The organism is Flavobacterium sp. (assembly GCF_044361015.1).
Taxonomy (GTDB): Bacteria; Bacteroidota; Bacteroidia; order Flavobacteriales; family Flavobacteriaceae; genus Flavobacterium.
The window spans coordinates 87,410-97,808 of record NZ_JBIKJL010000004.1; the positions used below are offsets into that span (position 1 = coordinate 87,410).

Here is a 10,399-nt window from a genome sequence, read left to right on the forward strand (position 1 = left end):
ATGAAAAAGTATTGGATGTTGTTTTTATTTTTTTCATTTGTTTCTAATGCTCAAAAATATGAACTAGGAAAAGTTTCTAAAGCAGAACTTTTAGAAAAACAAAACCCGCTTGATTCTTCTGCTTCTTCTGCTTTTTTGTTTAAAAAAGCAAGAACTTATTTTTACTATAAAGAAAGTAAAGGTTTTGTTAGCGAAACAGAATTTGAAATAAAAATTAAAATTTATTCTAAAGAAGGACTTAAATGGGCTAATTATGAAGTGCCTTATTATGTAGGTTGGAATGAATTAAACGACGATAATGTTTATTTCTCAGAAGCGGTAACCTATAATCTTGAAAATGGAGAAATTAAAAAAACTAAACTTACATCTGAGGGTAATTTAAAGGTAAAGATAAACGAGTATTGGAACAAGAAAACGATAACAATGCCAAACGTAAAAGTAGGCTCAGTTTTTGAATTCAAGTATAAAATCATTTCTGAGAACATTTCAAAATTACCCGATTTCGAGTTTCAAGATTATATTCCCGTAAATTACGCTAAATTCACAAGTGAAATTCCGGTAAATTATCAATATAAAACTATGCTTAGAGGATATTTAGAAGTGGAACATACTTCTAAGGATGAACATTTTTCACAAGCTTTCACAGATAAACATAATCAAACCAATTATTTGAATTATATTATTAGAAAACAGAACTACATTTTAAAAAATGTCCCTAAACTTGAAGATGAATATTTTATAGATAATATTGAAAACTATCGATCAAAACTTGAAAACGAATTAGAATTAATTGTTTTTCCGGAAACCGAACCTAAAAAATTCTCTGAAACCTGGGATGATATAGCAAAAAATATTTATGCTAATGAAAAATTTAAAAATGAATTAAATGAAAGAAACTATTTTGAAAAGGATTTAAAATTAAATGTCTCAGACACACTTTCAAATGAAAATAAAATTAAAAGCATTCTAAAATACGTAAAATTGAGAATGAAATGGGATGGTTTTTATGGTTATTTTCCCAAAAAAGGTGTAAAAGAGGCATATCAAGAAAGAACAGGAAATATAGCGGAGATAAATTTCATTCTCATTTCAATGCTTAATCACGCAGGGTTTAATGCTAATCCGGTTTTATTAAGTACAAGAAGAAATGGTACTGTCCCGTTCCCTAACAGAGATGGATTTAATTATGTTGTTGCAGCAGTTGATATAGATGCAAAGCAATTATTGTTAGATGCAACTGACGCAAATTCAGCTATTAATATTTTACCTATTCGTTGTTTGAACGGAACCGGGAGATTGATTCGACAAAATGGTACCTCAAAAGAAATTCAATTAAACCCATCAACAATTTCAAAAAACACAACGATGGTTCAAGGTAATTTGGATGAGAATGGTAATTTTAAAGGGAAATTGAGAACATCCAAATCAGATTATGCTGCCTTTGCTTTTCGTGATGATTTCATAAATTTAAATGAAGAAACCTATCTTGAAAAGTTACAAGAAGATTATCATGATTTGGTGATTTCAGAATATAAATTAGAAAATGAAAAAGCAGTTGACAAACCTATTGTAGAAAGTTTTTCTTTTGTTGAAGCAAATTCATGTGAGTTTATTGGTTCAAAAATGCTGTTTAATCCATTATTATTTTTAACAAAATCGATCAATCCGCTAAAAGCAGAAACCAGAAAATTACCCATCGATTTTATTTTTCCGCAAAGTGACAAAACTACCATAATTATTACTATTCCCACAGGTTTTGAGGTTGAATATTTGCCAAAATCAATTACAATGACAACTCCGGATAACGGAGCAGTTTATAAATTTTCTATTCAAAGCGAAAAAAATAAAATTCAAATAGCAACATCTTTAGATTTAAGTTCAATATTTTTCAGCCCGCAAGAATACCAAGACATAAAAAAAATTTTTAATACCGTTGCAGAAAAAAATACAGAAAAGATAATCCTTAAAAAAATCGAATAATGAACCTCAAAAATGCTCAACTTGATGTCGATACCTGGATTAAAAACCACGGTGTTCGTTATTTTAACGAACTAACCAACATGGCTCAACTTACCGAAGAAGTAGGTGAGGTGGCTCGAATAATTGCCCGCCGCTATGGGGAACAATCCGAAAAAGAAAGTGATAAAAATAAAGATTTAGGGGAAGAATTGGCCGATGTAGTTTTTGTTGTATTATGTTTGGCTAATCAAACCGGAGTTGATTTGCAAGATGCGTTTGATAAAAAAATGGATTTAAAAACCAAACGCGATCATGACAGACATCAAAATAATGAAAAATTAAAATAAATTGAATTGGATACTACTCATTATTGCCGGCTTGTTCGAAGTAGCTTTTGCCACTTGTCTGGGAAAAGCAAAAGAAACTTCAGGAACAGCCATGTGGTTGTGGTATGGTGGATTTTTAATTTGCCTGACCATTAGTATGGTGCTTTTGGTAAAAGTAACCAAAGAATTACCCATCGGAACTGCTTACGCCGTTTGGACAGGAATTGGAGCCGTTGGTAGTGTATTAGTCGGAATAGTAGTTTTCAAAGAACCCACCACTTTCTGGAGAGTATTTTTTATCAGCACTCTAATCATTTCAATTATAGGATTAAAAGTTGTCACTAAATAATGGATATAAAATTAAACTACAACCCACAACCCGCAACCCGCAACCTTCAAATACAAATCACTGGTTCCAAGTCGGAAACAAATCGGTTGTTGTTATTGAAAGCATTATATCCAAATATTAAACTAGAAAACGCCTCCAATTCAGTTGACTCTAAAGTAATGATAAAGGCGTTGGAATTTTCAAATCCCACAACCCACAACCCACAACTTATAGATATCCACCACGCAGGAACAGCCATGCGTTTTTTGACCGCCTATTTTGCTATTCAAGAAGGTAAAGAAGTTGTATTAACCGGTTCGTCCCGAATGAAAGAACGACCAATTAAAATTTTAGTGGATGCCTTAAATCAATTGGGAGCAGAAATCACCTACGAAGAAAACGAAGGTTTTCCACCCATCAAAATCAAAGGAAAAAAAATTATAAAAAATAAAGTTGTAATTCAGGCAAACGTCAGTAGCCAGTATATTTCAGCTTTATTATTAATAGCACCCAAATTAGAAAACGGATTAGAATTAACACTTGAAGGTGATTTAACATCCGTTCCCTACATCAGCATGACTTTAGCTTTGCTAAACGAAATTGGTATTGAAACTTCTTTTGAGAATAGTATTATAAAGGTCAACCCGCTCCCGATACTTCTGAACGCAATTCGCAACACGCATACAATAACAATTGAATCTGATTGGTCTTCCGCTTCTTATTTCTATTCAATTGTCGCCCTTTCTGAAATTGGATCAAAACTTCAATTGTCAAATTTCAAAATGAATAGCCTTCAAGGAGATACAGCTTTAGTCGAGATTTATAAAAGCTTTGGAGTAGAAACTGTTTTCAATAGCGATAATTCAATAATTATTACAAAAGTAAATTCCCATAACCTATTGCCCATTAACTTTAACCTTAATGACTCCCCCGACATCGCACAAACCATTGCCGTAACTTGTTTCGGACTTGGAATCGGCTGTCATTTGACTGGTTTGCATACCTTAAAAATAAAAGAAACCGACCGCTTAGAAGCCTTAAAAACTGAACTTTCAAAATTCGGAGCAACTATTTCAGTTACAAATGATAGTTTGACACTTTTAGCTCATAATTTATTTGAAAACGAATATTCCCCTTTAGAGGGGTACCCGCAGGGTGGGGTGGCTACCTACCAAGACCACCGAATGGCAATGGCTTTTGCCACTTTAGCAGTTAAAATGCCAATTACCATTCAAAATGCTGAGGTAGTTTCAAAATCATATCCTACCTTTTGGGATGATTTAAAATCATTTGGTTTTCAAATAAGAGAACGAACTTAGGGTTTTTCAGAATAAATTTAACTTAGAACCCTAGTGTCCTAGCACCTTAGCACCTTTCTGAAAAAATAAACATCAAAACACTTGACAACCCCTACTTCGCAGGTGTATATTTGCAACCTGAATTTTAGATGTTTTCGGATATAACCCTTAAACTTTTAAACTTTTAAACTTTTAATCTACTTTTAATGAAATTATCTCATTTTCAATTTAATCTTCCTACAGAATTATTAGCAGAATATCCAGCTGAGAACCGTGACGAATCAAGATTAATGGTTATCAATAGAGCCAAAAAAACAATTGAGCATAAACTTTTCAAAGATATCATTGACTATTTTGATGATGGTGATGTAATGATTATGAACAATACAAAAGTTTTTCCAGCTCGTTTATACGGAAATAAAGAAAAAACCGGGGCAAGAATTGAAGTTTTCTTATTACGTGAATTAAATGCAGAACAACGTCTTTGGGACGTTTTAGTTGATCCGGCCCGTAAAATACGAATCGGAAATAAATTGTATTTTGGTGATGATGATTCATTAGTAGCGGAGGTAATTGATAATACAACTTCTCGAGGAAGAACTTTACGTTTTCTTTATGATGGTTCATATGATGAGTTTAGAAATAAACTAACGGAATTAGGCGAAACCCCAATCCCAAAATACATTAACCGTGAAGTAACACCTGAAGATGAAGAGCGTTACCAAACCATTTATGCAAAAGTGGAAGGAGCCGTTGCAGCACCAACTGCAGGTCTTCACTTTTCTAAACACTTAATGAAACGACTTGAAATAAAAGGAGTTGATTTTGCTGAAGTAACTTTACATGTTGGTCTTGGAACATTCAATCCGGTGGAAGTGGAAGATTTATCTAAACACAAAATGGATTCGGAAGAGCTGATTATAAAACAAAATGCTTGTGATGTAGTAAACAATGCCATTTCAAACAAAAAACGAGTTTGTTGTGTTGGAACAACTTCTATGCGAGCCATTGAAAGTTCTGTCTCTTCTGCCAGAACGATGAATCCTTTTGAAGGATGGACAAACAAATTTATCTATCCGCCTTATGATTTCAGTATTGCAAATTGTATGATTACTAATTTTCATACACCAAAATCAACCTTATTGATGATGGTTTCTGCTTTTTGCGGTCATGATTTGATGAAGAAAGCATATGAAGAAGCTATCAAAGAAAAATACAGATTTTATTCGTATGGTGATGCGATGTTGATTATTTAATGAAATTGTCAGTCTGAACTTGCTTGTGCCGAATTCATTTCAGTAGTTTATATGCTAAAAATTTCCAAATCCCAATCGTTAGGTTGGGATTTTTTTTGGGCGTTATACGGGCTTTTCAATCCAAGTCCTCGCCCAAAATGCCATTTTCTAAGGACACAAAAGAGCTTCCTTTGGTCACTTTTTGTGCCCAAGAAAATTGGCATTTTGTGCTGTAGGCTTTCCGCTGCAATCCCTAACGCAAAAAGTGCTGTAAACAAAATTTGATTTCAAAATAGTTTATCTATAATCGCGAAGGGAGAGGTTGTGACTTGACCTTACAGAATCCAAAAAATTAGTATCTTTACCACTCAAACAAACTATGGCATGAATTTTCAAAATACACGCGAATTTGCACAACAATTAGACGCCCAAGACGAACTTTTTAAATACCGCGACGAATTTATTTTCCCAACAGTAAATGGTACTAAAGTTATTTACTTTACCGGAAATTCACTAGGATTACAACCCAAACGAACCAAAGCATATGTAGATGAAGTAATGAACGATTGGGCAAATCTCGCGGTGGAAGGTCACTTTTATGCCGATAAACCCTGGTGGGACTACCACGAACGTTTTGCCGCTCCCTTAAGTGGAATAGTTGGAGCGAAACCTTCTGAGATAACTGTAATGAATACACTTACCGTGAATCTTCACTTAATGATGGTTTCTTTTTACCGACCAACACAAAAAAAATATAAAATTCTTTGTGAGGAAAAAGCCTTTCCCTCCGATCAATACATGTTCCAAAGTCAGGCTCAGTTTCATGCACAACATTTGGGAATTAATCCGAGTGAAATCATTGTAGAAATTAAAAGAAGAGAAGGGGAACATAACATTCGCTTGGAAGATATTTTAGCTAAAATTGAAGAAGTAGGTGATGAGTTAGCTCTGGTTTTAATCGGTGGCGTAAATTATTATACCGGTCAGGTTTTCGATATGAAAACAATTACTGCTGCTGCACAAAAAACAGGAGCCTACGTTGGTTGGGATTTAGCTCATGCTGCCGGAAATGTTGAACTACAATTACACAACTGGAATGTGGATTTCGCCTGCTGGTGCAGCTACAAATACATGAATTCAGGACCCGGAAATGCATCGGGTAGTTTTGTTCACGAAAAACACCATCACGACAACGATTTACCTCGATTTGCAGGATGGTGGGGACACAACAAAGAGCGTCGTTTTAAAATGGAGCCCGATTTCGATCCCGTTCACGGTGCCGACGGTTGGCAAATCAGTAACCTGCCAATTCTTTCGCTAGCCCCTTATTTAGCTTCAGTAGAGATGTTTGCCGAAGTGGGAATGAGTAAATTAATCAAAAAAAGAAATCTTCTAACGTCCTATTTAGAATTCATCCTTCACGAAATTGACAAAGAAATTGATGGAACCGAATTTGAAATTATTACGCCTCAAAACCAAGAAGAACGTGCTTGCCAATTATCGGTATATCTCCACGGTCAAAGAAGAAGTTTATTCGAGTATTTAATGAAAAACGGGGTAATTACCGATTGGCGTGAACCAAACGTAATCCGCCTAGCACCGGCACCTTTCTACTGCTCTTTTGAAGACATGTATGAATTCGGACAAATTTTGAAGAAGGGTATATCAAAACCTTAGCACCTTAGTACCTCAGAACCTTAGTACCTTTAAATAAAAATGACTAAACAAGAAATACTCAAAACCTTCGACCCAAGCCAGCCCGGTTTGGCAGACGCAACCATTTTTGGCTTACCTTTTTCCATTGACGACAGTGAAATAATTGTAATACCTGTGCCGTGGGAAGTAACCGTTAGTTATGGTTCCGGAGCATCAAAAGGACCGGAAGCCATCTTAGATGCTTCTTTTCAAGTCGATTTAAATCACCAAGAATTTCCTGAATTGTGGAAATTAGGCATCTTTTTAGACGAATCTCCAAAAGGTGTTAAAAAGAATTCCAAAAAATATAAAAAACAAGCAGCCCCAATTATTGAAGCACTTGAAAGCGGTTCGATTATCGAACATCATCCCGGTTTGCAAAAAGACCTCGATAAAATCAATTATGCCTGCTCCGATATGGTGGAAGCCGTTCGTGAAAAAACATTGTATTGGTTAGAACACGGAAAGAAAGTTGCTCTTTTAGGCGGAGACCACAGCACGCCACTTGGTTATTATCAAGCTTTAGCAGAAAAACACGATAACTTCGGTATTCTTCATTTAGATGCTCACATGGATTTGCGAATTGCGTATGAAGGTTTTACTTATTCACACGCTTCTATCATGTATAACGCCTTACAAATTCCACATATTTCTAAAATTGTTCAAGTGGGCATTCGCGATTTTTGTGAACAAGAAGTCGATATTGTAAAAAAAGAAAACGGACGAGTAGTGATTCATAGCGATTCTGATTTAAAAAGAGAAACGTTTGAAGGTAAAACGTGGCAACAACAATGCGAGGCAATTATTGCTGTATTACCTCATAAAGTGTGTATCAGTTTTGATATTGATGGCATGTATCCTTGGTATTGTCCCAACACAGGAACTCCGGTTCCGGGTGGGTTTTCATTTGAGCAAGCCGCTTATTTGTTGAGTCGTTTAGCCGAAACGGACAAAGAAATCATCGGATTTGATTTGGTTGAAGTCGCCCCCGGAGAAAATGACGATTGGGACGGCAATGTGGGTGCTCGAATGTTATTTCACATGTGTGGCGTTTTAGCCAAAAACAATAAAATGAATGTGGGAGAGAAAATCAACTTTCCACGTAAATAGTACATTTTAAATTGAAAGCCATTAAGCAGTTAAGAATTTAAGTCATCAAAACTTAATGAGTCTTAATTTCTTAATGGTTTTTTGTAACTTTAAATCAAAATAAATTCAAATGCGAAGATTAAAAAAAATTGTACTTGTTATTTTTATTCTTTTTGTCATTTTAGCCATTGGTGTTGTAAGTTATGGTTACTTTCTAACCCCGAAATACGACGGCGAAATAGCTTTAAATTCCATCCAAAAAGAAACAACTGTTTATTTTGATGAGTACGGAATTCCACATATTTATGCGGCTTCACAAAAAGATGCAATGACCACTTTAGGTTATGTACACGCTCAAGACCGGTTGTGGCAAATGGAATTGATGCGACGAATTGCTCCCGGAAGATTGTCGGAACTTTTTGGTTCGGTGATGCTTAAAAACGACAAATTCTTCTCTGGTTTAGGAATTGATGAAGATTCAGAAAAAGCCATTGCTGCGTTGGATAAAAATAGCGAAAGTTATCAATTAACGTTAGCCTATCTCGACGGAATCAATCAGTTTTTAGAAGAAGGTCCCACGCCAATCGAGTTTCAATTAGTAGGTGTTACCAAAGAAAAATTCACCATCAAAGACGTGTATAATATTTTTGGATATATGGCTTTTAGTTTTGCGATGGCTCAAAAAACAGATCCTCTGTTAACCGGTATTCGCGATGAATTTGGAATGGATTATTTAAAAGATTTTGGTATTGACGGATCTTTGGCTCACAAACAACTCAAAAGTTTCAAAGGAAAATCAGAAGCCTATTCCGAAATTTCAAAATCAGTGGCTTCCTTGTTGGAGCAATCGCCTATTCCGCCTTTTATTGGAAGTAACAGTTGGGTCGTTGGTCCACAAAAAACCAAAAATGGAAAAGTATTGTTTGCCAATGATCCGCATATTGGTTTTTCGCAACCGGCCACTTGGTATGAAGCTCATATTGTTACGCCCGATTATGAAATGTATGGCTATTATTTGGCAGGAACACCTTTTCCACTTTTAGGTCACAATCGCCAATATGCCTATGGTTTAACAATGTTTGAAAATGATGATATGGATTTGTTTTTGGAAACGAATAATCCCGACAATGAAAATCAATACCAGACAAAAGACGGATTTAAAAACTATCAAATTTCTGAAAAAACCATCAAAGTAAAAGACAGTGCGGATGTAGTTGTGCAGATTAAAAAAAGTCATCACGGACCTTTGATGAACGGTTTAGTAGACGGATTGAAGGAAGACAAACCCATTGCAATGTGGTGGACGTACCTGCAACACAAAAATCAGATTTTAGCTGCTGTTTATGCACTTTCCCATTCGAAAAATGTAGAAGATTTTCACCAAAGTATCGAATTGATTGCCGCACCGGGATTGAATATTATGTATGGCGATGCCAAAGGAAATATCGCTTGGATAACTTCCGGAAAATTGTATAAAATGCCGGAAAATGTGAATGCCAATTTTATTCTGGATGGTTCAAATGGTTTAGACGAGCAAAAGGAATACTATGATTTCTCTGAAAATCCGTATGCCATTAATCCGGATTGGAAGTATGTCTATTCTTCCAACAATCAAGTGGAACCCATCAATGATTATTTGTATCCGGGCTATTACCTGCCGGAAGATCGAGCGAAACGAATTGTTCAATTACTCGAGCCTAAAAACGATTGGACGAAAGAAGATTTTATGAGCATGATTAACGATGATCAATCGTCGGTGGCACCCTCAATCGTGCAAAGTATTTTAACTGGAATCAATCAAAACGTTTTATCGGAAACCGAAAAAGCAGTTATTTCACAACTTCAAAAATGGAATGGAAGTAATGGATTAGCAGCTATAGCTCCCACCATTTACAATCAATTGATGTATCAGTATCTTCAAAACACTTTTGAAGACGAATTGGGAAAAGACCGTTTTTCTGTCTTGTTGAACACGCATGTTATGAAACAAATGATTGCGTTTCAAATAGCTAATGAAGCTTCACCTTGGTGGGATGACAAAAATACTTCGGATAAAAAAGAAACACGAAGTGAAATTTTGACGCGTTCTTTTAAACAGACGATTTCGCATTTAGAAAAAAAATTGGGCAATCAAGTTTCCGAATGGACATGGAACAAAGTGCATACTGTGGAACACAAACATCCTTTAGGCGAAGTAGCAGCGTTACGAAATTATTTCAATGTGGGTCCGTTTGAAATCAATGGCTCGAATGAAGTCATCAATAATTTAATGTTTACGTTTACCGAAGCCGGAAATCATCAAGTAAAAGCGGGTCCTTCCACCCGCAGAGTCATCGATTTTTCAGACATTGAAAACAGTGTAAGTATTCTTCCAACGGGACAATCCGGAAATCCATTAAGCGAACATTACAAGGACCAAGCAGAACTATACAACCAAGGCAAATTCCGAAAAATGAAAATGAATAAAAA

The 10,399-nt window shown here is 35.5% G+C and carries 8 protein-coding genes; all 8 read left to right on the plus strand.

The annotated features are described in order from the left end of the window. Complete coding sequence (locus tag ACIQ2Z_RS02830) at positions 1-1,980, plus strand: hypothetical protein (RefSeq protein WP_396182653.1); 1,980 nt, start codon at positions 1-3, stop codon at positions 1,978-1,980. After that, positions 1,980-2,306 (plus strand): nucleotide pyrophosphohydrolase, encoded by a 327-nt coding sequence (locus tag ACIQ2Z_RS02835; protein WP_290859737.1) that lies wholly within the window; start codon positions 1,980-1,982, stop codon positions 2,304-2,306. Before ACIQ2Z_RS02830 ends, ACIQ2Z_RS02835 begins: the two co-directional genes overlap by 1 nt. Before the next feature lies 1 nt (position 2,307). Continuing rightward, positions 2,308-2,634, plus strand: coding sequence for a DMT family transporter (locus ACIQ2Z_RS02840; RefSeq protein WP_396182654.1), 327 nt, complete (start codon positions 2,308-2,310; stop codon positions 2,632-2,634). Then, positions 2,634-3,932 carry a 3-phosphoshikimate 1-carboxyvinyltransferase gene (gene aroA / locus ACIQ2Z_RS02845; protein WP_396182655.1) on the plus strand — a complete coding sequence of 433 codons (1,299 nt, stop codon included), beginning with the start codon at positions 2,634-2,636 and terminating at the stop codon, positions 3,930-3,932. Before ACIQ2Z_RS02840 ends, aroA begins: the two co-directional genes overlap by 1 nt. 185 nt (positions 3,933-4,117) lie before the next feature. Beyond that, entirely contained in the window at positions 4,118-5,167 is a 1,050-nt protein-coding gene (queA, locus tag ACIQ2Z_RS02850; RefSeq protein ID WP_290859743.1) for a tRNA preQ1(34) S-adenosylmethionine ribosyltransferase-isomerase QueA, read from the plus strand. A gap of 363 nt (positions 5,168-5,530) precedes the next feature. Continuing rightward, on the plus strand, positions 5,531-6,823 hold the full coding sequence (gene kynU, locus ACIQ2Z_RS02855) for a kynureninase (protein WP_396182656.1): 1,293 nt from the start codon (positions 5,531-5,533) through the stop codon (positions 6,821-6,823). 39 nt (positions 6,824-6,862) lie between these two features. Next, on the plus strand, positions 6,863-7,951 hold the full coding sequence (locus tag ACIQ2Z_RS02860; protein WP_396182657.1) for an agmatinase family protein: 1,089 nt from the start codon (positions 6,863-6,865) through the stop codon (positions 7,949-7,951). Between the two features lie 109 nt (positions 7,952-8,060). After that, on the plus strand, positions 8,061-10,399 hold a 2,339-nt coding region (locus ACIQ2Z_RS02865; protein ID WP_396182658.1), incomplete at its 3' end, for a penicillin acylase family protein.